The organism is Ottowia sp., assembly GCF_016703145.1.
In the GTDB taxonomy this organism is placed as follows: Bacteria; Pseudomonadota; Gammaproteobacteria; order Burkholderiales; family Burkholderiaceae_C; genus Ottowia.
This window is the reverse complement of sequence record NZ_JADJCO010000005.1, coordinates 1,168,895-1,194,482: the sequence shown is the minus strand read 5'-3', so window position 1 is coordinate 1,194,482 and position 25,588 is coordinate 1,168,895. Positions and strand designations below refer to the sequence as shown.

General features: G+C 71.7%; 21 protein-coding genes and 2 pseudogenes. 10 read left to right on the top strand and 13 right to left on the bottom strand.

Going from position 1 to position 25,588, the window contains the following annotated elements; all coding sequences use genetic code 11:
* Nucleotides 1–19 precede the first annotated feature (19 nt).
* Nucleotides 20–1,273, bottom strand: a complete 1,254-nt coding sequence (locus IPG65_RS18655; RefSeq protein ID WP_293192722.1) for a TolC family protein — start codon at nucleotides 1,271–1,273, stop codon at nucleotides 20–22.
* A gap of 138 nt (nucleotides 1,274–1,411) precedes the next feature.
* Nucleotides 1,412–1,783, bottom strand: coding sequence for a hypothetical protein (locus IPG65_RS18650; protein WP_293192719.1), 372 nt, complete (start codon nucleotides 1,781–1,783; stop codon nucleotides 1,412–1,414).
* A gap of 797 nt (nucleotides 1,784–2,580) precedes the next feature.
* Between IPG65_RS18650 and IPG65_RS18645 the strand changes: the two genes are divergently transcribed.
* Nucleotides 2,581–3,222 carry a riboflavin synthase gene (locus tag IPG65_RS18645; protein WP_293192717.1) on the top strand — a complete coding sequence of 214 codons (642 nt, stop codon included), beginning with the start codon at nucleotides 2,581–2,583 and terminating at the stop codon, nucleotides 3,220–3,222.
* A gap of 7 nt (nucleotides 3,223–3,229) precedes the next feature.
* Here IPG65_RS18645 and IPG65_RS18640 read toward each other — a convergent pair whose 3' ends face one another.
* From IPG65_RS18640 to IPG65_RS18630, 3 genes and pseudogenes are all read right to left on the bottom strand, one after another.
* On the bottom strand, nucleotides 3,230–4,114 hold the full coding sequence (locus tag IPG65_RS18640; RefSeq protein ID WP_293192715.1) for a DMT family transporter: 885 nt from the start codon (nucleotides 4,112–4,114) through the stop codon (nucleotides 3,230–3,232).
* Nucleotides 4,115–4,311: 197 nt separating this feature from the next.
* Nucleotides 4,312–4,476, bottom strand: a pseudogene (locus tag IPG65_RS18635) (adenosine deaminase); the annotation flags it as partial.
* A 177-nt stretch (nucleotides 4,477–4,653) separates the two neighbouring features.
* Nucleotides 4,654–5,409, bottom strand: a complete 756-nt coding sequence (locus tag IPG65_RS18630) for a sulfite exporter TauE/SafE family protein (RefSeq protein WP_293192713.1) — start codon at nucleotides 5,407–5,409, stop codon at nucleotides 4,654–4,656.
* A gap of 127 nt (nucleotides 5,410–5,536) precedes the next feature.
* Here IPG65_RS18630 and IPG65_RS18625 point away from each other — a divergent pair, with 127 nt between their 5' ends.
* The 4 genes from IPG65_RS18625 (at nucleotide 5,537) to IPG65_RS18610 (ending at nucleotide 9,618) form a co-directional block, all read left to right on the top strand.
* Nucleotides 5,537–7,009 carry a phosphomannomutase/phosphoglucomutase gene (locus tag IPG65_RS18625; protein ID WP_293192711.1) on the top strand — a complete coding sequence of 491 codons (1,473 nt, stop codon included), beginning with the start codon at nucleotides 5,537–5,539 and terminating at the stop codon, nucleotides 7,007–7,009.
* A gap of 76 nt (nucleotides 7,010–7,085) precedes the next feature.
* Entirely contained in the window at nucleotides 7,086–8,477 is a 1,392-nt protein-coding gene (locus tag IPG65_RS18620; protein ID WP_293192709.1) for a 3-deoxy-D-manno-octulosonic acid transferase, read from the top strand.
* Nucleotides 8,478–8,483: 6 nt separating this feature from the next.
* Nucleotides 8,484–9,002 carry an exosortase H gene (gene xrtH, locus IPG65_RS18615; protein ID WP_293192707.1) on the top strand — a complete coding sequence of 173 codons (519 nt, stop codon included), beginning with the start codon at nucleotides 8,484–8,486 and terminating at the stop codon, nucleotides 9,000–9,002.
* The gene (locus IPG65_RS18610; RefSeq protein ID WP_293192705.1) at nucleotides 8,992–9,618 is read left to right on the top strand and encodes an exosortase H-associated membrane protein; all 627 of its coding nucleotides are present in this window, start codon (nucleotides 8,992–8,994) and stop codon (nucleotides 9,616–9,618) included. The genes xrtH and IPG65_RS18610 overlap by 11 nt, the downstream gene beginning before the upstream one ends.
* Before the next feature lie 265 nt (nucleotides 9,619–9,883).
* Here the strand turns inward: IPG65_RS18610 and IPG65_RS18605 are convergent, their stop codons facing one another.
* The 7 genes and pseudogenes from IPG65_RS18605 to IPG65_RS18575 form a co-directional block, all read right to left on the bottom strand.
* On the bottom strand, nucleotides 9,884–11,236 hold the full coding sequence (locus IPG65_RS18605) for a TolC family outer membrane protein (protein ID WP_293192702.1): 1,353 nt from the start codon (nucleotides 11,234–11,236) through the stop codon (nucleotides 9,884–9,886).
* 20 nt (nucleotides 11,237–11,256) lie between these two features.
* A complete protein-coding gene (locus tag IPG65_RS18600; protein WP_293192699.1) occupies nucleotides 11,257–11,598 on the bottom strand; it encodes a rhodanese-like domain-containing protein in 342 nt (113 codons plus the stop codon).
* Between the two features lie 44 nt (nucleotides 11,599–11,642).
* Nucleotides 11,643–12,317, bottom strand: coding sequence for a protein-L-isoaspartate O-methyltransferase (locus IPG65_RS18595; RefSeq protein WP_293192697.1), 675 nt, complete (start codon nucleotides 12,315–12,317; stop codon nucleotides 11,643–11,645).
* A gap of 43 nt (nucleotides 12,318–12,360) precedes the next feature.
* Nucleotides 12,361–15,540: an efflux RND transporter permease subunit gene (locus IPG65_RS18590; RefSeq protein WP_293192695.1), complete on the bottom strand. Its 3,180-nt coding sequence runs from the start codon at nucleotides 15,538–15,540 to the stop codon at nucleotides 12,361–12,363.
* A 107-nt stretch (nucleotides 15,541–15,647) separates the two neighbouring features.
* Nucleotides 15,648–16,772, bottom strand: a complete 1,125-nt coding sequence (locus IPG65_RS18585; RefSeq protein ID WP_293192692.1) for an efflux RND transporter periplasmic adaptor subunit — start codon at nucleotides 16,770–16,772, stop codon at nucleotides 15,648–15,650.
* A gap of 178 nt (nucleotides 16,773–16,950) precedes the next feature.
* Nucleotides 16,951–17,595 (bottom strand): TetR/AcrR family transcriptional regulator, encoded by a 645-nt coding sequence (locus tag IPG65_RS18580; protein WP_293192689.1) that lies wholly within the window; start codon nucleotides 17,593–17,595, stop codon nucleotides 16,951–16,953.
* A 75-nt stretch (nucleotides 17,596–17,670) separates the two neighbouring features.
* A pseudogene (locus tag IPG65_RS18575) lies at nucleotides 17,671–18,727 on the bottom strand (serine/threonine protein kinase).
* A 19-nt stretch (nucleotides 18,728–18,746) separates the two neighbouring features.
* Here IPG65_RS18575 and IPG65_RS18570 point away from each other — a divergent pair.
* Nucleotides 18,747–19,214 carry an EVE domain-containing protein gene (locus IPG65_RS18570; RefSeq protein ID WP_293192685.1) on the top strand — a complete coding sequence of 156 codons (468 nt, stop codon included), beginning with the start codon at nucleotides 18,747–18,749 and terminating at the stop codon, nucleotides 19,212–19,214.
* A 7-nt stretch (nucleotides 19,215–19,221) separates the two neighbouring features.
* Here the strand turns inward: IPG65_RS18570 and IPG65_RS18565 are convergent, their stop codons facing one another.
* The gene (locus IPG65_RS18565) at nucleotides 19,222–20,418 is read right to left on the bottom strand and encodes an acyl-CoA dehydrogenase (protein ID WP_293192682.1); all 1,197 of its coding nucleotides are present in this window, start codon (nucleotides 20,416–20,418) and stop codon (nucleotides 19,222–19,224) included.
* Nucleotides 20,419–20,517: 99 nt separating this feature from the next.
* On the opposite strand from IPG65_RS18565, the gene IPG65_RS18560 reads away from it, so the two are divergent.
* The 4 genes from IPG65_RS18560 to IPG65_RS18545 all read left to right on the top strand — a co-directional run bounded on the left by IPG65_RS18560 (nucleotide 20,518) and on the right by IPG65_RS18545 (nucleotide 25,505).
* Nucleotides 20,518–21,411: a LysR family transcriptional regulator gene (locus IPG65_RS18560; RefSeq protein ID WP_293192680.1), complete on the top strand. Its 894-nt coding sequence runs from the start codon at nucleotides 20,518–20,520 to the stop codon at nucleotides 21,409–21,411.
* Nucleotides 21,412–21,460: 49 nt separating this feature from the next.
* A complete protein-coding gene (locus tag IPG65_RS18555; RefSeq protein WP_293192677.1) occupies nucleotides 21,461–22,048 on the top strand; it encodes a molybdopterin-dependent oxidoreductase in 588 nt (195 codons plus the stop codon).
* A 591-nt stretch (nucleotides 22,049–22,639) separates the two neighbouring features.
* Entirely contained in the window at nucleotides 22,640–24,106 is a 1,467-nt protein-coding gene (locus IPG65_RS18550; protein ID WP_293192674.1) for a DUF2868 domain-containing protein, read from the top strand.
* Nucleotides 24,099–25,505 carry a GTPase/DUF3482 domain-containing protein gene (locus tag IPG65_RS18545; protein WP_293192671.1) on the top strand — a complete coding sequence of 469 codons (1,407 nt, stop codon included), beginning with the start codon at nucleotides 24,099–24,101 and terminating at the stop codon, nucleotides 25,503–25,505. Before IPG65_RS18550 ends, IPG65_RS18545 begins: the two co-directional genes overlap by 8 nt.
* The last annotated feature ends 83 nt before the right edge of the window (nucleotides 25,506–25,588 follow it).

Genomic DNA, 25,588 nt, shown 5'->3' with positions numbered 1-25,588 from the left:
TCGTGGCCGGTCAGCGGGTTCATTGCGGCAGCAGGCCCAGCGCCTGGCGCCATGCGGAAATCGCCGCGGCCAACTCGATGCGGCTGCGTGCCGCTTGGCGTTCGGCCTCGGTGGCTTCAGCCTCGATGCGCAGGCGTGTCGGAAGATCGGTCTCGCCCAGGCGGAAGGACTTGTCGAAGAATCCGCGGGTCTCACGCGCCAGAGTGGAACGGCGTTCGGTGGCTGCGAGTTGGGCGCGAGCGGCATCGACGCGGACGGCGGCGGCCTCTCGCTCGGACTGCAACCGCGCCCTGTCCAGCGCGAGCTGGGCTTGCGCTTCCACCGCATCGGCCCGAGCAGCCGCCACGCGGCTGTCGTGGCGAGGGCTTGCGCCGAGCGGAATTCGAATCCCCAGCGTGATGGTTTGGTCGTAACGCTCGCCGAGCGCCCCACGGTCGCGTGTGGTGGACAGCATCAGCTCCGGGTTCGCGCGTGACTGCCTGGCAGCCAGGGCCGCGGTGCGCTCGGCCACGGTGGCACGGTCCTGCAGTTCGCTCAGCGCGGGATGTGCGGACGTGTCTTCCGGCGCAGGTTCAGGCTCGGCAGATGACGTGTCCGCAAGCGTTGGGAGGGCAACGCCACCGGTCAACGCTTTCAGTTGCTGCAACGCCGTCGTCGCCCCTGCCCCGGACTGCGCCACGCTGGCTTCGGCCGCAGCGACGGCGCCATCGGCCTGGTGCTGGTCGGCCCGTGCCAAGTCGCCGGCCTTGGCGCGCCGCGCGACGTCGGCGGCAATGCGACGCGCATTGTCCAACTGCGCGCGCGCCATTTCGGCACCTGTGTGTGCGAGCTGCCAGTTCCACCACGCCTCACGCACCGTGGCGGCGAGTCGCAGTCGCGCCGCTTCCACCCGGCTCGCCAGTGCTGCCGCTTCGGCATCCGCCAGCGCACTGCTGCCGCGCTGTTCGCCTGGTAGCCACAGGGGGATGGCAATGCCGACCTCGAACTCGCGGGCACCGTTGTTGCGGTTGAGCCGATCAGTCTTGTGGGTGACTTCGAGTGCGGGTGCCTCCGGCGCCCAGGCCGCCGCCGCACGCCGCTGTGCCTGCACGGCGTCCCTGCGCGCCAACAGTGCCTGAGATTCGGGCTGCTGCGCCCAGGCCGCGTCGAAGAGATCCTTCAGGCTGGCTGGCGGCTTTGTTGATTGGGCATATGTGCCGGCATTCATGCCGGCCACGGTGATGGCAAGCACGGCTTGCCGCAGACGGATCGGTATTCGTGTTTTCGGATGCATCCGATGCTCCAGTGTTGAGGGGGACACACAGGAGATCGGCGAACAGCGACCAAGCGGCCGCGCCGGATTCGAACGCCCAGCGTAGAGGACGCTCGGATACGAACGGGAATCAGGGAAAAGAAGATCCCGCCTCGCCGATCAGGCGAGGTGAACCCATTTGGGGCGCTCGGGTCTGGCTGGCGCGGATGCAGTCTCTAGATCATCGCTGGCCGAAGCGGATGAACCTGGAATGAAGTCGAGTCCAAGCGGCTCGACACGGAACGGCATGGCCGCGTGTTGCCCGTGGCAGTGCTCGCAGTCGTGACTGGCGCTGGCCGTGGCATTGCTGCTGGGATCCGGCGTGCCCGATCCATCGAGCAGGGGGGAAGTGTGGCCATGCGAGCCGTCCTCATGGTGCCCGAGGTGGCTTGCCGCCGCGCCTGGCTGGTGGGCGCAATAGCTGGCCACCACTGCCCAGGTCGTCTGGGCAGGCAACAGCACGAGCAAAAGAATGGCGAGCCAGCGGCGCATGGAAAAAGGTGTGCGGTAACGAGGTCAATCCAGTGGCATCGGCAGGGGGTTCGGCCTGTTGATCACGTCGGTACCCGATGAAGTGCGGCCTGCCTGGGGCCGCGAGGATGACCAGGGCGTTTCGGCTCAGGATGCGCGGATATTAACAGCGTCAACCACCGGTATGCAGCGCGTGCCGCGCGCGCCACGCTGCATCAGCGCAAGCGTGCCGTCCTTGCGAGCTGCCTTACCTCGACCGGCATCTGAGTGCGATAATCAAAAGCTGTGGGCCGTTAGCTCAGTTGGTTAGAGCAGAGGACTTAACGGGAGGATTCCTGCCCCTTGGCGTTGCCAAGGAACGGAAGCATCCCATCGGGTTGCTCAAGGTAAGTTCACTCTGCCTTGATGGTAGAACTTCTCAAATTCGGTGAACGCTAAGGCGCTGAGGCGCTATGCCAACGCCGAGCGAAGCCTTCGTCAGAGGGAACGTGTAGAGACTCGACGGGAAGGCCGAAAGGCAAGACAGAGTCCAGACCACGAACCGGAAACGGGCGGTGAAAACCGAAGTGGCAAGCATAATCCTTTGGTCGCTGGTTCGAGCCCAGCACGGCCTACCACTTGGTATCATGAAGCCGCTGACGAGATCGTCGTCAGCGGCTTTGTTGTTCGCGGATGGCTGCCCTCGATCTTCTGGTGCTCCGGCGAGGTTTTTTGGGAGTTTCGCCACCGGGCCGCTCCACGCCAGAAGCGTCTCATCCGGGGCAGCGCACCACGCACGGCGGGGGAGCGTGGGGCATTTTTTTGAGGGGCGCCGCTCAATGTTCACAGGCATCATCACCGCCGTCGGCCGCATCGCCGACGTGCGCGATCTGGGCGCGAGCAGCGCGCACGGCAAGCAGTTGGCGGTCGAGACGCCGCCCGGCTACCTGGACGACGTGGGGCTGGGCGACAGCATTGCCATCAACGGCGCGTGCATGACGGCCACGGCCGTGGACCGGCCTGCGGGGCGCTTCGCCATCGACATCTCGGCCGAATCGCTGGCGCGCACGGCGGGGCTGGACCGGCTCGGCCCGGTCAACCTGGAAAAGGCGCTGCGCGCGCACGACCGGCTGGGCGGGCACATCGTCGCGGGGCACGTGGACGGCATCGGCCAGGTGACGCACTTCGCGCCGGTGGGCGAGAGCTGGGAGCTGCGCGTGCTGGCCCCGAGCGCGCTGGGCAAGTATCTGGCCTACAAGGGCTCGATCACCGTCAACGGCGTCAGCCTGACGGTCAACCGCGTGGCCGACCTGGCGGCGGGTTGCGAGGCCAGCATCAACCTCATCCCGCACACCGTGCAGAACACCGCGCTGCACGCGCTGGCGGCGGGCGCGCCGGTCAACCTGGAGATCGACCTGATTGCGCGCTACGTGGAAAGAATGCTCGCAACTGGCGCCAGCCAAGCACAAGGCGCTCTGTAAATCATAGCTATCGGCCGAACAGACGGATCGCGCCCGTGGCCAGCGCGGTGCCGCACAGCACGACCAGGCCGCACAGCAGCATCCAGGGCGTCAGCGTTTCGCCCAGCAGCGTCACGCCGTAGAACACCGCGAACACCGGGATGGCGAAGGTCACGGTGATGGCGCGCGCCGGGCCGAGCCGGTCGATCAGACGGAAGAACAGCACGTAGGCCACGGCCGTGCACAGCAGGCCCAGCGCCAGCAGGCCCAGCCAAGCCTGCGGGCGGGGCATCCGCGCGGGCCACAGCAGCAGCGTCGGCAGCGCCAGCCCCAGCGCGGCGCCGATCTGGCTGCCGGTGGCCGTCATCAGCGGGTTCAGGCCGCCCAGGTAGCGCCGCGTGTAGCTGGCCGACACGCCGTAACTGAGGGTGGCCAGCAGGCAGGCGGCGATGCCCCAGAAGGTGGCCGACGCCGAGGCGCCCGGCCTGAAGCCGGCCTCGCCGCCCGCCAGCATGGCGACGCCGACGAAGCCGATGGCCAGCCCCAGCGCGCGCGAGGCGCCCGGCCGGTCGCCCAGCCAGCCCCAGGCCACCAGCGCGCCGAACAGCGGCACGGTGGCGTTGAGGATGGACGACAGTCCGGTGCTGATGGACAGCAGCGCATGGCTGAACAGCGCGAACGGCACGGCCGAGTTGATGACGCCGCAGAACAGCACCGGCTTCCAGTGCTGGCGCAACTGCGGCCCCAGGCCGCGCGCCAGCATCACCGGCAGCAGCGCCAGCGCGGCGATGGCCACGCGCAGCCCCGCCGTGGGCAGCGGCCCGAACTCCAGCGCACCCATGCGCAGGAACATGAAGGAGGCGCCCCAGAGCGCCGCCAGGAGGATGAATTCGAGTGCGACCGATGCCGGCATGGCCGAGAGTATGGGCGAGGCGGCCGCCGTGGCCGGCGCCGGCGGCGATGAAATTGCCGCCTTGCTTTGATGTCGGCGCGGCATCAATCGAATTGCCCGGCGGCCAGTCCTGGGCAAAGGGGGGCGCGGTGAGGGCAGGGTTTTTCATGGTTTTCGCGGTTTTGCCGGCGCGGGTCCAGCGGTGGCAGCTATCGAATTCATAGTCCGGCGGACACGGCCTGGTGCGCGCCGTGCCAGGCGCGGACCACGGCATGGCCGCGCCACGGGCGCCAGCGTTCGGCCAGTGCCTCGGCGGCGCGCGCGCTGGGCACGCCCAGGGCCTTCTGAAGGGCCACGTCGCCGGCGGGAAAGGCGTCGGGCCAGTGGTGGAGGTGACGCCGGTGAAGAAGGCGCCGTCGAAGCGCGCGTCCCGCGACTCGAGGGCGCGGTAGCAGGCGTCGGCATCGAGCACGGGGGCGAGCGGGCCCACGCCGGCCATGATAGGCGGCGTGCGCGGCGCGGCTGGTCGTTTCCGGACCTGTCCACCGGCGTGGCGGCGGTCACCCCAGCCGCTCCAGCAGCCGCGGCAGCGACGACGCCAGCATCGCCAGCCCCGAGGCCGTCAGCAGCCCCAGCACGATCTGCCTGAAGCGCGCCTCGCTGATGCCGATGTACACGCGCGTGCCCAGCAGCGTCGGCACCAGCATGGCTGGCGCCACGACCGCGAACATGGGCAGCATCTCGCGCGTGACGATGCCGGTGGCCAGGTAGATGGCCATGGTCACCGCCAGCATCGACAGGTTGAAGTTCTGGATCACGGCGCGCTGCGCGTCCTTGGGGTAGCCGCGCAGCGTGCACCACAGCGTGGGCAGCGCGCCGGTGAAGCCGCCCAGCCCGCCCATCACGCCGCCGGCCAGGCCCACGGCGCCGTCGGCCACGCGCCCGCCCGCCGTCAGGCGCGGCAGCCGGGCCGACAGCAGCATCGCCGGGCACCACAGCGCCAGCAGCGTGCCCAGCACGGCCCGGAACCACACCATGTCCAGGTGCGGCAGCAGCGCCACGCCCAGCGGAATGCCGGCCAGCCCGCCCAGCACGAAGGGCAGCAGGCGCCGCCCGTCGAAGCCGCGCCGCACCGTCAGCGCCGCCAGCACCTGCCCCAGCAGCGCGCCGAACACCGCCAGCGTGGCGGCCAGGCGCGGCTCCAGCACCCAGGCCCAGAACGACATCGACACCATGCCGAAGGCGAAGCCGGACAGCCCCTGCACGAAGCCCGCGACCGCGGCGCCCAGGGCCACCACGAGAACCACCGATTCCATCCCCGTCCTCCTCCGGTTCGTGCCCGCCAGCGTCGGGTTTCAAGTCATTCCGGGCTTCAGACCGCTCGCACACTGCGTAAGATGCTATTGAAAGTATAGTTCCCCGCGCTGCCTACAATGCCGCCTCATGCAGCTCCATCCCGCCATCTTCAAAGCCTACGACATCCGCGGCACCACGCCCGCCACGCTGGACGAGGGCGTGGCCGAGGCCCTGGGCCTGGCCTTTGGCACGCGGGCCCTGGCCCTGGGCGAGCGCGTGGTGGCCGTGGGCCGCGACGGCCGGCTGTCCGGGCCGGCGCTGGCCCAGGCGCTGATCCGGGGGCTGGCGGCGGCCGGCGTCGAGGTCATCGACATCGGCCTGGCCACCACGCCCATGCTGTACTTCGCCGCGCACACGCTGGCCACGTCGGGCATCCAGGTCACGGGCAGCCACAACCCACGCGACGACAACGGCTTCAAGATGGTGCTGGGCGGCCGGGCGATTCACGGCGACGAGATCCAGGGCTTGCGCGCCGTGATGGAGGCTGAAGGCTGGCAGCGCCGCGAAGGCGGCTCGGTGCGCCGGCACGACGTGTTTGACGCCTACCTGCGGCGCATCGTGGGCGACATCCGGCTGGCGCGGCCGATGAAGGTCGTGGTGGACTGCGGCAACGGCGTGGCCGGGGCCAGCGCGCCGGCCGTGCTGCGCGCCATCGGCTGCCAGGTGGTCGAGCTGTTCACCGAGGTGGACGGCCGCTTTCCCAACCATCACCCCGACCCCAGCAAGCCCGAGAACCTGCGCGACGTGATCGCCGCGCTGGCCGCCACCGACGCCGAGCTGGGCCTGGCCTTCGACGGCGACGGCGACCGACTGGGTATCGTCACCAAGGACGGCCAGACCATCTTCCCCGACCGCCAGATGATGCTGTTCGCGCAGGACGTGCTGGCGCGCGTGCCGGGCGGCACCGTCGTCTTCGACGTCAAGTGCTCGCAGCGCCTGGCGCCCGCCATCCGAGCCGCCGGTGGCGTGCCGCTGATGCACAAGACCGGCCACTCGCTGATCAAGGCCCGCATGAAGGAAGTCGACGCGCCGCTGGGCGGCGAGATGAGCGGCCACATCTTCTTCAAGGAGCGCTGGTACGGCTTCGACGACGGCACCTACGCCGGCTGCCGGCTGCTGGAGATCCTCTGCCGCCACCCCGACCCCAGCGCGGTGCTGAACGCGCTGCCCACCAGCTTCTCGACGCCCGAGCTGAACGTGCCCTGCGCCGAGGGCGAGCCGCATCGCCTGGCGGCTGAATTGCAGGCGCTGGCCGGCGACGTGTTCGCCGCGCCGGCGCCGAGCGCCGCCGGGCTGTCCCAAGGCGCGAGCGGCCCCTCGGGGGGCAGCGAACCACGCGCAGCGGGGAGCGTGGGGGCGCCGGTCGTTTCGACCATCGACGGCCTGCGCGTGGACTGGCCCGACGGCTTCGGCCTGATCCGCGCCAGCAACACCACGCCCGTGCTGGTGCTGCGCTTCGAGGGGCAGAGCGAGGCCGCGCTGGCGCGCATCGAAGCCGACATGCTGGCGCTGCTGCGCCGCGTCAAGCCCGACGCGCGGGTGGGCGGCGCGGCGCATTGAAGTTCAAGATGATTTTGCCTTTCAGCCGGCGCCGGCATTGCGCCGGCAGCTCTTGAATCAGTAGCATCCACCGGCCATGCTGCGCGCCCTCTACGACCTCGCCACGTGGCTGGCCCAGCCGCTGCTGCGGCGCAAGCTGCGCCGCCGGGGCCAGGCCGAGCCCGGCTACCTGCAGGCGGTGGACGAGCGCTTCGGCCGCTACGGCGCGGCGCCCGAACGCCCGCAGCCGGCCGATGGCGCGCCGCTGGTGTGGCTCCACGCCGTGTCGCTGGGCGAGACGCGCGCCGCCGCCGCGCTGCTGCCCGCGCTGCGCGCGCAATGGCCGGGCATGCGCCTGCTGCTCACCCACGGCACCGCCACCGGCCGCGCCGAAGGCGCGCAGCTGCTGCAGCCCGGCGACGTGCAGCTCTGGCAGCCCTGGGACACGCGCGCCGCCACGCGCCGCTTCGCGCGCCGCTACCGGCCCGACATCGGCGTGCTGATGGAAACCGAGGTCTGGCCCAACCTCGTGCGCGCCTGCGCGGACGAGGGCGTGCCCCTGGTGCTGGCCAACGCGCGCCTGTCCGACCAGTCGCTGCGCGGCGCCCAGCGCGCGGGCCGGCTGCTCAAGGCCGCCTACGCCGGCCTCGGCGCCGTGTGGGCGCAGACCGACCAGGACGCCGACCGCCTGCGCCAGTTGGGCGCGCCAGTCGAGGGCGTGCTGGGCAACCTCAAGTTCGACGCCCAGCCGTCCCAGGCGCTGCTGGCCCAGGGCCAGGCGTGGCGCGCCCGGGCCGGCCGGCCGGTGCTGCTGCTGGCCAGTTCGCGTGAAGGGGAAGAGGCCGAGTTTTTCAAGCAGATTCGGGCTCTGGCCGGCGCGGAATCTGCGCCACAAGCTATCGAAAAAGAAGCTAACGAGGCGATCCGCCCGCAGTGGCTGGTCGTGCCGCGCCACCCGCAGCGCTTCGACGAGGTGGCCGCGCTCGCCGGCCAGCACGGCCTGACCGTGGGCCGGCGCAGCCAATGGGCGGACGGCCCCGAACCCGCCGATGTGTGGCTGGGTGACAGCCTGGGCGAGATGCCAGCCTACTACGCCCTGGCCGATGTGGCGCTGCTGGGCGGCAGCTTCGCCCCGCTGGGCGGGCAGAACCTGATCGAGGCCGCCGCCTGCGGCTGCCCGGTGCTGATGGGGCCGCACACCTTCAACTTCGCCCAGGCCGCCGAGCAGGCCCGGGCCGCCGGCGCCGCCGAGCGCGTGCCCGACCTGGCCGCCGCGCTGCGCCGCGCCCAAGTCCTGCTGGCCGACGGCGCCGGGCGCGCACGCATGGCCGAGGCCGGCCGCGCCTTCGCGCGCCAGCACCAGGGCGCGGCGGCGCGCACGGCGCGGGCGATGGCGCTCCGGGTGGGGGCAAAAGGACAACACGATGCTACAGTCGCCGCATCGCCATCATGCGGGGACGCGCCCGACGGCCGTTCCCCAGCCCCCTGATCCACCATGTTCCGTTTCTTCCTGATCTTCCTGGGCGTGCAGGCCGTGCTGTTCGGCGTCGAGATGCTGCAGCCGGTGCAGCAGGCCGTGGTGCAGCCCTGGACCGGGCTGGTGGCCAAGGCCAGCGCGCTGATCGTGCACTTCTTCGACCCTTCGGTCATCTCCTACGGCCGGGTGCTGCAGAGCGCCAAGACGGGCTTCGGCGTGTCGATCGAGCCGGGCTGCAACGGGGTGGAGGCCACCATCGTGCTGCTGGCGGCGATGCTGGCCTTCCCGTCGAGCTGGAAGATGAAGCTCTGGGGCATCGGCCTGGGCTTCATCGCGGTGCAGTTCGTCAACTTGCTGCGCGTGGTCAGCCTGTTCTTCATCGGCCAGTGGGACCTCAAGGTGTTCGAGTTCGCGCACCTGTACATGTGGCAGGCGCTGATCATGCTGGACGTGCTGGTGGTGTGGCTGCTGTGGATGCGCTACGTGGCCAAGCGCGACCCCCAGCCCACGCTGCGCAAGGCCAGCCATGCGGGCTAGCCTGATCGGCCGCTTCCTGCTGCTGGCCATCCTGTGGCTGATGCTGCTGCTGCCGCTGTGGTACTGGGCGGCGCGCTGGCTGGCGGTGCCGGCGATCTGGCTGGCCGGCACGGTGATGCAAGGCCTGTTCTCCTGGGTGGACGGCTGGGCGCAGGACGGCGTGAACGCGGTGCTGCACACCCTGGTGCAGGTGCGCATGACCGGCCCCCAGGGTGACGCGCTGGGCGAGCTGGCGCCCGAGGTCAGCTACCCGACCTACGGCTATGGCCTGGTGCTGCTGTGGGCCATGCTGCTGGCCTCGCGCACCGAGCGCTGGTGGCTCAAGGGGCTGATCGGCAGCGTGCTGCTGCTGCCGGCGCAGGCCTGGGGCATCTGCTTCCAGTGGCTGCGCGACGTGGTGCTGCTGTCGGGGCCCTACGGCGCGGCGTATCTGAAATACCCGTCCTGGGTGGCCGAGGTGGTGGCCTACGGCTACCAGTTCGGCTTTCTCATGCTGACGCCGGTGGCGCCGATCATGCTGTGGCTGCTGTTCAACAAGCGCTTCGTGGCGGCGCTGTGGCTGGAGGCGGCGCTGGAAGAGGCGCCCGAGCAGCGCGCCAGCACCCCAATGAAATAAGCCACCCCCCGTGGCTCCACTCGCTGCGCGATGTTGCGCTTCCCCCCCAAGGGCGCGCACCCGCTGGCCGGGGAGACCCCGGCCAGGAGTGCACTGGCATGGCCTGCTCTGCGGCCGTTGGACTCCTGGGGGATCGTGCGCTTCGGGTGGAGCGCGGGCCAGGAACGGCTGAGAACCCGAGGTCGCTACTTTATTGATAGCTTCCGGCGTAATATCCGCGCGGGCTTGGGCCCGATTCGTCTTGAAAATCGGGGCCGTGGCCCGCTCAGGGCGCCAGCATTTGGTTGACCGGCCCCAGGTCGGCCGCCGTCAGCGCCCCGGCCGCCTGCTTCAGCCGCAGCAGGCCCACCAGCACGTCGTAGCGCGCCCGCGCCAGGTCGCGCTGGGTCTGGTAGAGCTGGCTTTGCGCGTTCAGCACGTCGATGTTGATGCGCACGCCCACCTGGTAGCCCAGGCGGTTGGCTTCCAGCGCGGTCAGGCTGGACCGCTCGGCCGCCTCCAGCGCCTTGACCTGGCCCAGCCCGGAGCGCACGCCGAAGAAGGCCGCGCGCGTGGCTTGCGCGACGGTGCGCGTGGCGTTGTCCAGGTCGGCGCGGGCGCTTTCCTCCAGCGCGAGGGTCTCGCGCACGCGGTTCTCGACCGCGAAGCCGGCGAACAGCGGCCAGTTCAGCACCACGCCGATGCCGGCATTGGTGGTGCGGTAGCGGGCGCTGGGCGCGGCCGAGAGGCTGGGATTGCCGTCCGGGTAGCGCGTCTGGCCGACGCTGGCCTGCAGGTCCACCGTGGGCAGGTGGCCGGTCTTGGCCTTGGCGGTTTCCAGCCGGGCGATGTCCAGCGCCATGCGCGCTTGCACCACGCCGGGGTGCTGGTCGGTGGCCTGGGCGACCCACGCGTTCACGTCGTCGGGCCGTGGCGCGGGCAGCACGATGGGTTGGGCCAGCGGGCGCGGGTCGATGCCGGTCTGGCCGACCAGTTGGTCGAGCGCCAGCTTCTTGACGCGCAGGTCGTTGTCGGCGGCGATCTCCTGCGCCATCGCCAGGTCGAAGCGCGCCTGCGCCTCGCGGCTGTCGGTGATGGTGGCGTTGCCGACCTCGAAGTTGCGCTTGGCCGATTCGAGCTGCTCGGCGACGGCCGCTTTCAGCGCGCGCACCGAGGCCAGCGCGTCCTGCGCGCCCAGCACGTCGAAGTAGGCCTGCGACAGGCGCACGATCAGGTCCTGCCCGGCGCCGGCCAGGTTGACCTGCGCCGCCTCGGCCGCGCGCCGGCCCTGGTCCCAGGTGATGCGGTTGGCGGGCCGGTACAGCGGCTGCGAGCCGACCACCGCCGCGTTGAGCACGTTGAACACGCGGCTGCCGCGGTTGTCCAGCACGCTGGTCTCGGCCCAGTTGCGCTGCGCCCCGGCCTGCAGGCCGACCTGCGGCAGCAGCCCGGCGCGCGCCTGGTCGGCGCGGGCCTGGCGGGCCTGCGCCTGGGCCAGGGCCGACTGGTAGGCGGCGTCGTAGCCGTGCGCGGTGTCGTAGAGCTGCAGCAGCGACTGCGCTTGGGCGCCGCCACCGGCGGCGAGCGCGGCGGCGAGTGCCAGGATTTGGAAGCAGCGCAGGGACGAGGGCAGGGGCATGGACGGCTTTCGGCGGCGGATCAGTAGCGCGGCACAGTGGGATCGACTTGCAGCGACCAGGCGTCGATGCCGCCGGCCACGTTGGCCACGCGGGCGAAGCCGTGCCGCTGCAGGAACATCGCTACCTGCATGCTGCGCCCGCCGTGGTGGCACAGCACGGCCACCGGGCGGTCGGGGTCGAGCTGGGCCAGCCGCGCGGGGACGCCGTGCATGGGGCATTGCAGCAGCTCGGCGCCGGCCGCGCGCACGCTGGCGGCCTGCCATTCCGCAGGCTCGCGCACGTCCAGCAGCAGCGGCGCGCCGTCCTCGGCCGCGGCGTGCAGCCAGGCCGGCAGGTCGCGCGGGGTGATTTGCTCGATCATGGTAAAAAGTGGCTCAAGCTCGCGTCCTGCCTGCGCGGAGCGCTTCAAAAACGGAAGCGCGCCGGCTCCGGGAAGTTGGCCAGCCGCGGTGCCACGACGTCCCAGGGCTGGGTGCTGACCAGGCCATTGCCGGCGTGGTGCACCAGGGTGGCGCGCATCATGGGCTCGTCGCCCACGATGGCCATCAGGCGGCCACCGGGCTTGAGCAGGGCGAGCAGCGGCTCGGGCAACTGCGCGACCGAGCCGGACAACACGATGGCGTCGAACGGGCCGTCGGCCGACAGGTCGGCGCTGGCGCCGTCGGCCACGCGGACCTCGACGTTGAGCACGCCGGCGCGTTGCAGGTTCGCGTGCGCCGCCTGGGCCAGGCCGGGGTCGATCTCCAGCGTCAGCACGCGCTGGGCGCGGTGGCCCAGCAGCGCGGCCATGAAGCCCGAGCCGGTGCCGATCTCCAGCACCTTCTCGTGCTTGGCGACCTGCAGGTCCTGCAGCATGCGCGCCTCGACGCGCGGGGCCAGCATGACCTGGCCGCGGGCGATGGCGTCCTCGCCGCCGCGCAGCGGGATCTCCAGGTCGGCGAAGGCCAGCGCGCGGTGCGCGGGGGGCACGAAGTCCTCGCGCCGCACCACGGCCAGCAGTTCGAGGACGTGGGCGTCGAGCACGTCCCAGGGGCGGATCTGCTGCTCGATCATGTTGAAGCGGGCTTGTTCGACGTTCATGGCGCTGTGCTCCGGAAAGGGTGCGTGGGGGTGACGGGGAATTCTATCGGGCGCCTTCCGGCGCGGCCGGGCGGGCGCGGCGCTTGAGCCACGCGGCCAGGTCGTCCAGGAGGCAGTACACCACCGGCACCACCACCAGGGTCAGCAGCGACGAGGTGATGACGCCGCCGATCACCGCCTGGCCCATGGGCGCGCGCTGCTCCGAGCCCTCGGAGACGGCGAAGGCCAGCGGCACCATGCCGAACACCATGGCCAGCGTGGTCATCAGGATCGGGCGCAAGCGCACGCGCGCGGCGGCCAGCAGGGCTTGCTCGCGCCCCATCGGGCCGGCGTGGCCGGCCTCGCCGGCGCGGCCCTCGCGCGCGCGGATGGCGAAGTCCACCAGCAGGATGGCGTTCTTGGTGACCAGGCCCATCAGCATGACGATGCCGATGATGGAGAACATCGACATGGCCGAGCCGAACAGCAGCAGCGCCAGCACCACGCCGATCAGCGTGAGAGGCAGCGAGGTCATCAGCGCCAAGGGCTGCAGGAAGCTCTTGAACTGGCTGCCCAGGATCATGTAGATGAAGATGATGGCCATGGCCAGCGCCTGCAGCGCGTAGGCGAAGGACTCCTGCATGTTCTTGGTGGCGCCGCCGAAGGTGTAGCCGTAGCCGGGCGCGAAGGCCATCCGGTCCAGCGCGGCGCGGATGTCGCTGGACACCTCGCCGGTGGCGCGGCCGTGCGTGTTGGCGGTGATCTGGATCTCGCGCAGCATGGCGCGGCGGTTGATCTGGTTGGTGCCGGTGGATTCGGCCAGCGTGGCCACCTGGTTCAACCGCACGATGCGCGGCGTGCCGTCGGCGTTCAGGCCGGCGGCCAGCGGCAGGCGCTCCAGATCCCGCGGCGTGGTGCGGGCCTCGGGCGCCAGCCGCACGATCACGTCGTAGGTCTGGTCATCGGGCGCGCGCCAGTTGCCCACCGTGGTGCCGGCCACCAGCGTGCGCAGCGGCGCGGCGATCTGCGCGGTGGACAGGCCCAGCTCGGACGCGGCCTCGCGCTTGACCGTGACCTCCACCGTGGGCTTGTCGGGCTTGCTGCTGGAGTCCAGGTCCACCAGGCCGGGGATGGCGCGCAGGCGCTCCATCAGCGGGCGCGCCAGGCGCTCCAGCTCGGCCTGGTCGGGGCCCTGCAGCGAGAACTCGATCTGCTTCTGCCCGCCCACCGGCTCCAGCAGGCCGGCCTGCGTCACCGTGATGCCGGGCACCTGGCGCAGGCGCTCGCGCAGCACGGCCGACATCTCCTCGGCGCTGCGCCGGCGCTGGTGGCGGTCGGTCAGGCGCACGTAGATGCTGGCGTTGGTCTTGCCCTGCGCGGCGCCGGTGTTGAGGGTGGCGAGCGTGTAGCGCACTTCGGGAAAGCCGCGGATGACCTCCTCGACCGCGCGCGCCTTGGCCTCGGTGGCCTCCAGCGACGAGCCCTGCGGCGTGTGGAAGGCGACGCTGGTCTCCGAGAAATCCGCCTTGGGCACGAACTCGGTGCCCAGCATCGGCACCATGACCACGCTGAGCGCGAAGATCGCGCCGGCGATCAGCAGCGTCGCCAGCCGGTGGCCCAGCGCCCAGGCCAGGATGCGCTGGTAGCCGCCCGCCAGCCGCTCGGCGGCGCGGTCGAACCAGCCGGTGACGCGGCCCAGCGTGCGGTCGTAGAGCGTGCGCCGGGGGGGCGTGTGGCCGGGCGCGTGGATGCTGGGGTCGCGCCAGACCGAGGACAGCATCGGGTCGAGCGTGAAGCTGACGAACATCGAGATCAGCACCGCCGCCACGATGGTGATGCCGAACTCGTGGAAGAACTTGCCGATGATGCCCTGCATGAAGCCGATGGGCAGGAACACCGCCACGATCGACAGCGTGGTGGCCAGCACCGCCAGGCCGATCTCGCGCGTGCCTTCCATGGCGGCGTCGAACGCGCCCTTGCCCATTTGCGCGTGGCGCACGATGTTCTCGCGCACCACGATGGCGTCGTCGATCAGCAGGCCCACGCACAGGGAGAGCGCCATCAGCGTGATCATGTTGATGGTGAAGCCGAACAGCTGCATGAAGAAGAAGGTGCCGATGATCGAGATCGGCAGCGTCAGCCCGGTGATGACGGTGGAGCGCCACGAATTGAGGAACAGGAACACGATCAGCACCGTCAGCAGCGCGCCCTCGACCAGGGTCTGGCGCACGTTGCTGACCGCCACGCGGATGGGGCGCGAGGCGTCGTTGATCGGCGCCAGCCGCACGCCGGGCGGCAGCTCCTTGCCCAGCGCATCGACGGCCCGCAGCAGCCCGTCCACCACTTGGATGGTGTTCTCGTCCTGCGCCTTCTGCACCGTCACCAGCAGCGTGCGCTGGCCGTTGTAGAGCGCCAGCGACTCCAGCTCCTGCGCGCCGTCGTGCACGGTGGCCACCTGGTCCAGGAAGATGGGCGAGCCGCCGCGCCGTGCGACGATGATGCGGCCGAAGTCCTCGGGCCGTTCGACGCGGCCATCGAGCTGCACCACCAGCTCCTGCGCGCGGGTGCGCACGGCGCCCAGCGGCTGGTCCTGGTTGTCGCCGCGCACGGCGGCCATCACCTGCTCGGGCGTCACGCCCAGCGCCTCCAGCGCCCGCGGCCGCAGGTAGATGTGGATCTCGCGCTTGGCGCCGCCCACCAGGTTGACGGCGCCGACGCCGCGCACGTTTTCCAGGCGCTTCTTCAGCACCTGGTCGGCCCAGTTGGTCAATTCGACGGCGGAAGGGGCAGGGCGGCCGGGCGCGGCCTCGGGCAGCACGGCCACCGACCAGATCGAGCGGCTGGCCGGGTCGAAGCGCAGCACGCGCGGCTCCTTGACCTCCTCGCGCAGCAGCGGGCGCACCTGGCCGATCTTCTCGCGCACGTCGTCGGCGGCCTTGCGGCCCTCGATGTGGAGCTGGAACTCGATGATGACGACCGACAGCCCCTCGTAGCTGCGCGAGTACAGAGCGTTGATGCCGGCGATGGAATTGACCGCCTCCTCCAGCTTCTTGGTGACCTCGGCCTCCACGATGGCGGGCGAGGCGCCGGGGTATTCGGCCGTCACCACCACCACCGGGAAGTCGATGTCGGGAAACTGGTCCACCTGCAGCCGCTGCAGCGAGAACAGGCCCAGCACCACGAAGGCCAGCATCACCATGGTGGCGAACACCGGGTTGTGCAGGCTGACTCTGGTGAACCACATGGCGGCGGGGCGTCACCGGCGCGGTGGCCGGTTTTTTGAAAGAAAAGCGCCTAAAGCCAGCGTGGATGCTGCGCCAGAAGCTATCAATTCAGAAGCAAAAGAGGTGTTCATGGCGCCGTGCCCGCCGACAGCCGCACCCGCGTGCCCTCGCGCAGCGCGCCGGCGGCGGCGCGCAGCACCAGGGCGCCCTCGGGCACGCCGGCGACGGCGACCACCGTCTCGCCCTCGGCCGTGCCGCGCGCGCCGGGCTCGACCGGGCGGTGCGCGACGCGGCCGTTCTCCACCACCTGCACGTAGGGCACCGGCTTGTCGGTGCGCACGGCCGACAGCGGCACCGTCAGCGCCTGCTGGCGCGCGGTGGCCAGTTGCCCCTGCGCGAACAGGCCTTGGCGCAGGCCCGCGCGCGGCTCGATGGCCAGGTACACCAGCACGCCGCGGCTGCCCGCCTGCGCGCTGGGGTTGATGCGCGCCACCGTGGCCGCCACCGGCTCGGGCGCGCCCTCGACGGCCAGCGTGGCCTGCTGGCCCACGCGCACGGCCACCGAATCGGCGGGGCTCAGGGCGGCTTCCAGCTCCAGCCGGCTCAAATCCACGATCTCGACGATGCGCGCCTCGGGCGCCACGCGCTCGCCCGGCTGAGCCAGCCGCTGCGCGATCTGGCCTCCAATGGGCGCCTTCAGCACCGTGTCGGCCACCGCCTTGCGCGCCACCTCGGCGCCGGCCTGGGCGGCGCGCACGTTGGCGCGGGCGGCGTCCAGGTTGGCGGCCGAGGTGTCCAGCGCGGTGCGGGAAATGAAGCCCTGCTCCACCAGCGCGCGGTTGTTGTCGTGCTGGCGCCGGGCGATGTCGGCCTGCGCCTGGGCGGCGTCCACCTGCCGCTGGGCCTGGCGCAGGCGCTCGGCGTACTCGGTGGGCTCGACGCGGGCGATGACCTGGCCGGCCCGCACCGTGTCGCCCTCGCGCACCGCCAGGCCCTGCAGCTCGCCCGGCACGCGCGCCTTGACCACGGCGAAGTTGACCGCCTTGAGCGTGCCCGAGATCGGCAGGCCGGCGCTCAGCTCGCGCACCCGCGCGCGGGCGATGTCCAGCGCGCCCAACTCGATCACCGGCACCGGGGCCGGCGCCGTCCGCGCCTGCCGGGCGGTTTGGCGGGCGCTCCAGCCGTACCAAGCCAGCAGCAGGGCGGTGGTCAGCACCAGCAGCGTCAGCGCGGTCTTCAGCGGGCGGGTCATGTCGCTTTCAATCCATCGCGCTGCGTGCCACCGGCAGCCATCCCACCCCAAGAACCAGGAGGCCGCGGAGCAGGCCATGCCAGTGCACTCCTGGCCAGGGTCTCCCCGGCCAGTGGGTGCGCCCCCTGAAGAGGGGGTGCCGAAACATCGCGCAGCGAGTGGAGCAACGGGGGTGGGCTCATTTCAGGCCGCGCACCATCATCTCGGCGTGCAGCTCCAGCAGCGCCACGGGGTCGATTTGCTGCGCGCTGGGGCAGCAGGGCGCCAGCGAATAGCGCCAGGTCACCATCTGCACCAGCGGCGCGATGATCAGGTGCACCAGCGGCGGCACGTCCACCGGACGGAACTCGCCGCTGTCGATGCCGCGCTGCACCACGCGGCGCAGCAGCTCGTGGCTGGGGCCGACCACCTCGTCCTGGTAGTACTGCGCCAGCTCGGGAAAGTTGGCGGCCTCGCTCACCATCAGCTTGGTCAGGCCGGCGGCGGGCGTGCCGCCGTACTGCGTCCACCAGCGGCGCACGAACTCGCGCAGCAGCTCGGCGCTGGAGCCGGTGAACCCGGCCATTTCGCGGAAGGCGTCGGCCACGTGGCGGCCGGCGTTCTCGTGCACCACGGCCTTGAACAGTTCCTCCTTGCTGGGGAAGTACAGGAACAGCGTGCCCTTGGAGACCCCGGCGCGTGCCGCGACTTCCTCCACCCGCGTGGCGGCGAAGCCCTTCTCGACGAACAGCGCCAGCGCGGCGTCGAGCAGCTCGCCCGGCCGCGCCTCCTTGCGGCGCGTGCGCCGGGGCGCGTCGGGAACGGGGGAGGGTGTGGAACTCATTTAATGACTGACTGGTTAGTAATAATAGAAACTCTCCTTGGATGCGTCAAGCCGGCAGGGCAAGGGCAGCCGCCCTCACGCGACCAGCGGCGGCGCCTGCATGGCCTCGGTTTGCTCGCGCAGCATCTGGATCTGGCCGCGCCAGTAGTCGGGCGTGCCGAAGCCTGCGAAGGCGGCGGGAAAGGCCGGGTCGTCCCAGCGCCGCGCCAGCCACGCGCTGTAGTGGATCAGGCGCAGGGTGCGCAGCGGCTCGATCAGCGCCAGCTCGCGCCGGTCGAAGGGGCGCACCTGCTCATAGCCGTCCAGCAGGGCGCCCAGCTGGCGCTGGCTTTCCGCGCGCTCGCCCGCCAGCAGCATCCACAGGTCCTGCACGGCCGGGCCGCCGCGGCAGTCGTCCAGGTCGACGAAGTGCGGGCCGCCGCCGGGCCGGTCGGTGGGTGTCCACAGGATGTTGCCCAGGTGGCAGTCGGCGTGCAGGCGCAGCGTGGCGACGGGGCGGATTTCGGGGTCGAAAGTGCCAGGAGTCGGCGCCAATAAAGCGCTGTCAGCTATGCTATCGATAGCTTCCTGACTGGCTTCGGCCCATTCGCGCTCCACCTCCAGCGGCAGCGCGCCGTGCGCCAGCAGCCAGTCGCGCGGCTCGGTGCCGTAGCCGGCCACGTCCACCGCCGGCCGGTGCGCGAAGGGTGCGCGCGCCCACCGCGTGCAGGCGGGCGAGGAAGCGGCCGATCCATTCCAGCGCCTCGTCGTCGCCCAGCTCGGGCGCGCGGCCGCCGCGCCGCGGGCTGATGCTGAAGAGGAAGTCGCCGTGGGCGTGCAGCGTTCGTCCCGCGATGGCCAGCGGCGCGACGACCGGCACCTCGGCGGCGGCCAGTTCGAGGGCGAAGGCGTGTTCCTCCTCGATCTGCGCCGCGCTCCATCGGTTTGGGCGGTAGAACTTGAGCACCACCGCCGGGTGCGCGTCGGCCAGCGGCGTGCCGGGCTCCAGGTGAGCGAGGTAGACGCGGTTCTCGTACGAATTGAGCGCCATCAGCCGCCCGTCGCCTTCCAGGCCGGCGCTGGCCAGGGCGTCGAGCACGAAGTCGGGGGTGAGGGCGGCGAAGGGATGGGGGAGATGGGGCATGGGCGGCATTGTCGGCACAATGCGCGCCATGCCCTCCACGCAGCACTGGCTGATGAAGTCCGAGCCCGACGAATGCTCGATCGACGACGCCCTGGCCGCGCCCGGCCGCACCGTGCCCTGGACCGGCGTGCGCAACTACCAGGCGCGCAACTTCATGCGCGACGCCATGCGCGTGGGCAACGGCGTGCTGTTCTACCACTCCAGCTGCGCCGAGCCGGGCATCGTGGGCATCGCGCGCGTGGCCTCGGGCAGCCGGGCCGATCCGACGCAGTTCGACCCCGCGTCGCCTTATCACGACCCGGCGTCGAAGCCCGAGTCCCCGCGCTGGCTGCTGGTGGACGTGCAGGCGCTGCGCAAGACGCGCCTGCTGGGCCTGGCCGAGCTGCGCGGCGTGCCGGCATTGGCCGGCATGCGTGTGCTGCAGCGGGGCAATCGGCTGTCGATCACCCCGGTGACGCCCGCCGAGTGGCGGGCGATCGAGGCGCTGCTGGCGTAGCGCCGGGTCAGAAGAACGCCTGCAGCCCCGTCTGCGCGCGGCCCAGGATGAGGGCGTGCACGTCGTGCGTGCCCTCGTAGGTGTTCACGGTTTCCAGGTTGATCATGTGGCGGATGACGTGGAATTCGTCGTGGATGCCGTTGCCGCCGTGCATGTCGCGCGCCATGCGGGCGATGTCCAGCGCCTTGCCGCAACTGTTGCGCTTGATCAGGCTCACCATCTCGGGCGCGGCCTTGTCCTCGTCCATCAGCCGGCCCACGCGCAGGCAACCCTGCAGGCCCAGCGCGATCTCGGTCTGCATGTCGGCCAGCTTCTTCTGGATGAGCTGGGTCTGCGCCAGCGGGCGGCCGAACTGCACGCGGTCCAGCGTGTACTGGCGCGCGCGCGTCCAGCAGTCCTCGGCCGCGCCCAGGGCGCCCCAGGCGATGCCGTAGCGGGCGCGGTTCAGGCAGCCGAACGGGCCTTTCAGGCCGCGCACGCCCGGCAGCAGGTTGTCCTCGGGCACGAACACCTCGTCCATCACGATCTCGCCGGTGATGCTGGCGCGCAAGCTCATCTTGCCCTCGATCTTGGGCGCGCCGAGGCCCTGCATGCCTTTCTCCAGCACGAAGCCGTGGATGGTTTCCTGGCCGCCCAGCTTGCCGTCGGCCTCGACCACCTTGGCCCAGACCACGAACACGTCGGCGATGGGCGCGTTGGTGATCCACATCTTGGCGCCCGTGAGACGATAGCCGCCGTCCACCCGCTTGGCGCGCGTGACCATGCTGCCGGGGTCGGAGCCGTGGTTGGGCTCGGTCAGGCCGAAGCAGCCCACCCATTCGCCGGTGGCCAGCTTGGGCAGGTATTTCTGCTTCTGGGCCTCGGAGCCGTAGGCGTTGATGGGGTGCATCACCAGCGAGCTCTGCACGCTCATGGCGCTGCGGTAGCCCGAGTCGACGCGCTCCACCTCGCGCGCCACCAGGCCGTAGGTGACGTAGTTCAGGCCCGCGCAGCCGTAACCCTCGATCGTGCTGCCCAGGAAGCCCATGGCGCCGAACTCGTTCATGACCTCGCGGTCGAAGGTCTCGGTGCGCGCGGCCATCAGCACGCGGGGCTGCAGCTTGTCCTGGCAGAAGGCGTGGGCGGCATCGGCCACGGCGCGCTCGTCGGCGGTCAGTTGCTCGGTCAGCAGGAAGGGGTCCTGCCAGTTGAATCGGCCTTTCATGCGGGTCTCCTCGGGGTGAATGGGGTGACGCGATTGTGCGTCGGGCATGAATAGTTGTCTAATATCAAATAGCAATCCGGCAATACGATCTGACTATCCATGGAACTGCGCCACCTGCGCTATTTTCTCGCGCTGGCCGACGAGCTGCACTTCGGCCGGGCCGCGCAGCGCCTGGCCATCAGCCAGCCGCCGCTGACGGTGGCGATCCAGCAACTGGAGGCCGAGGTCGGCGCGCCCCTCTTCTTGCGCAACAGCCGCGGCGTGCAGCTCACGGCGGCGGGGCTGGCGCTGGTGCCGCGGGCGCGCGCCCTGATCAACAAGGCGGGCGAGGCGCTGCGCGAGGCGCGCGACGTGGCCGCCGGCCAGGCCGGCCGCTTGATCATCGGCTTTGCTGGCACCATGCTCTACCGGGGCCTGCCGCGCATGCTGCTGGCCTTCCAGGCCGAGCACCCGCGACTGGCGCTGAACCTGCGCGAGCTGGGGTCCAGCGAGCAGCTGGTGGACCTGCTGCACGGCCGGCTTCATGCCGGCTTCGTGCACACCACGCGCGTGCCGGCCGGGCTGTCGCAGCTGCTGGTGTCGAGCCAGCCCTTCATGGCCTGCCTGCCGGCCGGGCACGCGCTGGCGCGCCGGCGGGCGGTGGCGCCGGCGCACCTGGCGGGGCAGCCGCTGGCCGTGGTGTCGCGCGCGGTGTCGCCGGATTACCACGAGCGCATCCTGGCGGTGTTCGGCGAGGCCGGCGCCGCGACCGGTCCGGTGCACGAGTTGCAGCACTGGCTGAGCGTGGTGTCGCTGGTGGCGCAGGGCCTGGCGGTGGCGCTGGTGCCGGCCGCGCTCAAGCAGGCGGGCATCGCCGGCGCGGCCTTCGTGCCGCTGGCCGGGCTGGCGGGCGAGCCGCCGCGCTACGACACGCACTGCCTGTGGAAGACCGGGGCCGACCAGCCGGCGCTGGCGCTGTTCCTGCGCGCGGTGGCCGACGTGGCGCGCGGCTGACGGCGCCCGAGCGATGGACGGGCGCGGGGGCATCCCGCACAATCGCCGCATGAAGAAACGCTACTTCCTGAAGTCGGCGGCGCTGGCCGGCCTGCTGCCCGCGGCCCATCCGTCCTGGGCCGCCGGCAAGGCCGCCGCGTCGCCGGGGCTGCTGACGGTGAGCGGCCTGGTGAGCCGGTCCAACCGGGGCCCCGTAGATCCGGCGCTGGATCAGTTGATGGCCAAGCACGGCGTCCGGTTCGACAAGGCCTTCGTGTTCGACGCCGAGGCGCTGCGCCGCCTGCCGGCGGTGACGATCCGCCCGACGCTCGAATATGACGGCCGGCCGCACACGCTGTCCGGGCCGTTGCTGACCACCGTCCTGGAGGCCGCGGGCGCGCCCGGCGCGGGCGACGTGCGGCTGGCCCTGCGCGCGGTGGACGGCTACGCCGCGCCGGTCAGCCTGGCCGATGCGCGCGCCTGGCGCATGGTCGTGGCCACCCACATCGACGGCGCCCCATTGGCGCTGGGCGGACTCGGCCCGCAGTGGGCGGTCTACGAGGCCGACACGCTGGCCGCGTTCAAGGACAAGCCGCTCAAGGAGCGCTTTGCGCTGTGCCCCTGGGGGCTGTACGGCATCGAAGTGGCGCGCGGCTGATCCAGTGGAAGATCGAACGGCGGACAGGGGCAAGAAACCATCGTGCTGAGTGGCGGCTGTTCCGGGGCCTCCACCCTCCATGCTCGGCGATCCAGATACCACCCAGCACCATCGCAGGCGCCAGCGCGTGGTACGGCGCCAGCGGCTCGCCCAGCAGCAGCACCGCCAGCAGGGGGCCGAGCACCGGCGTCAGGTTCAGGCCCCCCCGCCCGCCCCGGCCCGATCAGCGCCACCGCGTGGATGAACAGGATCCGTGCCACGAACGAGGGCAGCAGCCCCACGAACGGCACCAGCGCCCAGCCCCGCGCGCTGGGCATGAAGAACCGGCCCGTGGCCGTCTCCGCCGCCAGCAGCGGCAGCGAAGCCAGCGCCGGAGCGAACCGCGCGCCGGGGCGGACGTGGGGGGAGGGCCCGCGGGCGAGCGAATCAGCGCGCGCGTCCCGGCGCCGCGACCGCGCGGCCGCCTGCCCGATATTCCAGTCGATTGACCCGATATCCAGCGTCCCTTAAGGACTTGATGCTATTAAATAAATAGTGATCGGCGCCACGACCGCCGCCACGGCGGCGCGGGGATAATCGCGCCCATCCGCCATGACGCCGCACGCCGACCCTCACGATTCGACGCCGCGCACGCCGCTGGCCGCCGCCGTGGTGGCCGAGGCGGTGCGGCGCATCGAGGCCGCTGGTCCGCTCGACGACCAGGCCGAGCTGCGGCAGGCCTTCCACGCCCAGCCCACGCGCGCCGCCCAGGTGCTGGCGCGCGCCTGGCTGCTGGGCCAGCGCCTGGGTCTACCGGCCGGGCTGGCGCGCTGGCGCCACCTGGGCGGCTGGGTGGTGCTGGGGCTGGCGGTGGCCGTGGCGCTGGCGGGCCTGGGCGTGGCGCGGGGCGTGCTGGCGCCCGATGGCGGCATCAACGCCGTGGCCGCCTTCGTCGGGCTGCTGGGGCTGCATGCGCTGACGCTGCTGGCGTGGCTGCTGGGGCTGGCTTGGTCGCTGTCGGGGCGCGGCGGCGGGGCGGGCGGCTGGTCGCTCGGCCGGCTGGCGCTGGGGCTGGTGGCGCGCCTGCCGCTGGACCGCGGGCCGCACGCGCTGACGCTGCTGCGCGCGTTCAGCGGCCTGGTGCAGCGCCAGCGGCTGTGGCCCTGGCTGACCGGCGCGCTCAGCCACGCCATCTGGACCCTCGCCCTGGCGCTGACGCTGGGCGCGCTGGCCTTCGGCTTCGCCTTCCACGCCTACCGCCTGTCGTGGGAGACCACGATCCTCAGCGCGGACTTCTTCCAGCGCTTTGTTCAACTCACCGGCCGGCTGCCCGCGGCGCTGGGCTTCCCGGTGCCGGACGCGTCGGCCGTGCAGCGCGTGGGCCAGGCGGGCGCCTCCGCCGGGGCGGACGCCGCCGTCCAGCGCGCATGGGCCTGGTGGCTGATGGGCTGCGTGGCCGTGTACGGCGTGCTGCCGCGCGCGCTGCTGGCGGCCCTGAGCTTCTGGCGCTGGCGCGCCGGCCTGGCGCGGCTGTCGCAGGTGGACATGGCCGACCCGTATGTGCACCGCATCGTGCAGCGGCTGGACGCGCTGGAGCCGCCGCCCGAGGTGATCGACCCCGAGCACCGGCCCGACCGCGCCCCCGCGCCGCCGGCCCTGCCGCCCGGCGCGCCGGGCACGCTGGCCGTGATCGGCTTCGAGCTGCCGCCCGAGCTGGACTGGCCGCCGCCCGGCCTGCCCGCCGCCAGCGGCCCGGCCCCGCGCATCGCCGGCGGCGCGCGCGAGCGCGAGCAGGCGCTGGGCCGGCTCATGGCGGCGCGGCCCGCGTCGCTGCTGCTGGTGTGCCACGCCCCCTCCAGCCCGGACCGCGGCACGGCGCGCTTCCTGCGCGAGGCGGCATTCCAGGCCGGGCGCAGCGCCCTGCTGCTGATCGCGGCGCAGAGCGGGGAGGGCGCGCCGGTGCCCGAAGCCGCCGCGCGGCGCTGGCGCGACTGGCTCCAGGCCGAGGACCTGCCCGGCGTCGCCTTGCTGGACTCGGTGGCGGCCGCCGACGACTGGGTAGCATCGTTGGATGTCTGAACCCGCCCTGCGCATCGCCATCGTCGGCCACACCAACGCCGGCAAGACCTCGCTGCTGCGCACGCTGACGCGGCAGGTGGACTTCGGCCAGGTGTCCAACCGCCCCGGCACCACGCGCCACGCCGAGGCCATCGACCTGCGGCTGGACGGACAGGTCGCCGTGCGCTTCATCGACACGCCGGGGTTGGAGGATTCGGTCGCGCTGCTGGACTTCCTGGGCACCCTGGAAGGCGACTCGCGCCCCGAGCGCGTGCGCGCCTTCCTGCGCGGCCCCGAGGCGCGCGCCGCCTTCGAGCAGGAGGCCAAGGTGCTGCGCACGTTGCTGGAGCAGGCCGACGCCGCCATGCTGGTCATCGACACGCGCGAGCCGGTGCTGCCGAAGTACCGTGCCGAGATCGAGACCCTGACCTGGTGCGCGCGCCCCGTCATGCCCGTGCTCAACTTCGTGCGCGACGCGGCCAGCCGGCGCGGCGACTGGCACCGGGCGCTGGAGGAAAGCAACCTGCACGCGCGGGTCGAGTTCGACGTGGTCGCGCCCTTCCACGGCGCCGAACGCGCCCTGTACGGCGACCTGGCGACCCTGCTGCCGGCGCGGCGCCAGCAGCTGGCCGGCATCGTCGATGCCCTGGCGCTGCAGGAGCGCGAGCGCCGCCAGGCCGCGTGCCGCGTGGTCGCCGCCGGCCTCATCGACGTGGCCGCCATGCGCCGCGCGCTGCCGGCCGACGACTTCGCCGACGAGCTGAAACAGAAGGCCTTCGTGCGCGCCTTCCAGGACGACGTGCGGCGCCATGCGCGCCGCGCCGTCGATGACCTGCTGGCCGTGTTCGCCTTCCGCCCGGACGACGCCGAACTGGCCGAAATCCCGCAACTGGCCGGCCGCTGGGAAGACGACCTGTTCAACCCCGAGGTGCTGAAGGACGCCGGCAAGCGCCTGGGCCTGGGCGCCGTGATCGGCGCGGGCGTCGGCGCCGTGGCCGACGTGGCGCTGGCCGGCCTGTCGCTGGGCGCCGCCACCACGCTGGGCGCCACCCTGGGCGGCGCGGCCTCGGGCGGTTGGCGGCCGCTGTGGCGCAAGCTGGAGAACCGCCTGCACGGCGTGCAGGAGCTGACCGTGGAAGACCCGGTGCTGCTGCTGCTGGCCGACCACCTGGCCACCCTGGCGCGCGCCCTGGCCCAGCGCGGCCACGCGGCGCAAGACCGGCTGCGGGTGCGTGGCGCGGCGGCGGGTGGGGGCGGGCTGGACGACGGCCTGCGCGCCTGCGTGCGCGAGTTGGCCCCGGCGCGGGGTCATCCCGAGTGGGAGCGGGGCACGAGCGCCGGCGCGTCGGATGCCGACCGGCAGGAACTGGAGTCGGCCCTGGCAAGGCGATTGGAAGAGCGGTTCACCCGGGACGGATGACACATCGCGGCCACCGCGGTTGAAGCGCTGATCCGACCTTGACCTGTCTCTTGGCTTCTGTTTCAGATCGGCTGAAGTCCAAC

Bases quoted from the DNA above. Each gene is read 5' to 3' on its own strand.
- IPG65_RS18655 (WP_293192722.1), bottom strand. From the start codon at position 1,273: ATGCATCCGAAAACACGAATACCGATCCGTCTGCGGCAAGCCGTGCTT.
- IPG65_RS18650 (WP_293192719.1), bottom strand. From the start codon at position 1,783: ATGCGCCGCTGGCTCGCCATTCTTTTGCTCGTGCTGTTGCCTGCCCAG.
- IPG65_RS18645 (WP_293192717.1), top strand. From the start codon at position 2,581: ATGTTCACAGGCATCATCACCGCCGTCGGCCGCATCGCCGACGTGCGC.
- IPG65_RS18640 (WP_293192715.1), bottom strand. From the start codon at position 4,114: ATGCCGGCATCGGTCGCACTCGAATTCATCCTCCTGGCGGCGCTCTGG.
- IPG65_RS18630 (WP_293192713.1), bottom strand. From the start codon at position 5,409: ATGGAATCGGTGGTTCTCGTGGTGGCCCTGGGCGCCGCGGTCGCGGGC.
- IPG65_RS18625 (WP_293192711.1), top strand. From the start codon at position 5,537: ATGCAGCTCCATCCCGCCATCTTCAAAGCCTACGACATCCGCGGCACC.
- IPG65_RS18620 (WP_293192709.1), top strand. From the start codon at position 7,086: ATGCTGCGCGCCCTCTACGACCTCGCCACGTGGCTGGCCCAGCCGCTG.
- xrtH (WP_293192707.1), top strand. From the start codon at position 8,484: ATGTTCCGTTTCTTCCTGATCTTCCTGGGCGTGCAGGCCGTGCTGTTC.
- IPG65_RS18610 (WP_293192705.1), top strand. From the start codon at position 8,992: ATGCGGGCTAGCCTGATCGGCCGCTTCCTGCTGCTGGCCATCCTGTGG.
- IPG65_RS18605 (WP_293192702.1), bottom strand. From the start codon at position 11,236: ATGCCCCTGCCCTCGTCCCTGCGCTGCTTCCAAATCCTGGCACTCGCC.
- IPG65_RS18600 (WP_293192699.1), bottom strand. From the start codon at position 11,598: ATGATCGAGCAAATCACCCCGCGCGACCTGCCGGCCTGGCTGCACGCC.
- IPG65_RS18595 (WP_293192697.1), bottom strand. From the start codon at position 12,317: ATGAACGTCGAACAAGCCCGCTTCAACATGATCGAGCAGCAGATCCGC.
- IPG65_RS18590 (WP_293192695.1), bottom strand. From the start codon at position 15,540: ATGTGGTTCACCAGAGTCAGCCTGCACAACCCGGTGTTCGCCACCATG.
- IPG65_RS18585 (WP_293192692.1), bottom strand. From the start codon at position 16,772: ATGACCCGCCCGCTGAAGACCGCGCTGACGCTGCTGGTGCTGACCACC.
- IPG65_RS18580 (WP_293192689.1), bottom strand. From the start codon at position 17,595: ATGAGTTCCACACCCTCCCCCGTTCCCGACGCGCCCCGGCGCACGCGC.
- IPG65_RS18570 (WP_293192685.1), top strand. From the start codon at position 18,747: ATGCCCTCCACGCAGCACTGGCTGATGAAGTCCGAGCCCGACGAATGC.
- IPG65_RS18565 (WP_293192682.1), bottom strand. From the start codon at position 20,418: ATGAAAGGCCGATTCAACTGGCAGGACCCCTTCCTGCTGACCGAGCAA.
- IPG65_RS18560 (WP_293192680.1), top strand. From the start codon at position 20,518: ATGGAACTGCGCCACCTGCGCTATTTTCTCGCGCTGGCCGACGAGCTG.
- IPG65_RS18555 (WP_293192677.1), top strand. From the start codon at position 21,461: ATGAAGAAACGCTACTTCCTGAAGTCGGCGGCGCTGGCCGGCCTGCTG.
- IPG65_RS18550 (WP_293192674.1), top strand. From the start codon at position 22,640: ATGACGCCGCACGCCGACCCTCACGATTCGACGCCGCGCACGCCGCTG.
- IPG65_RS18545 (WP_293192671.1), top strand. From the start codon at position 24,099: ATGTCTGAACCCGCCCTGCGCATCGCCATCGTCGGCCACACCAACGCC.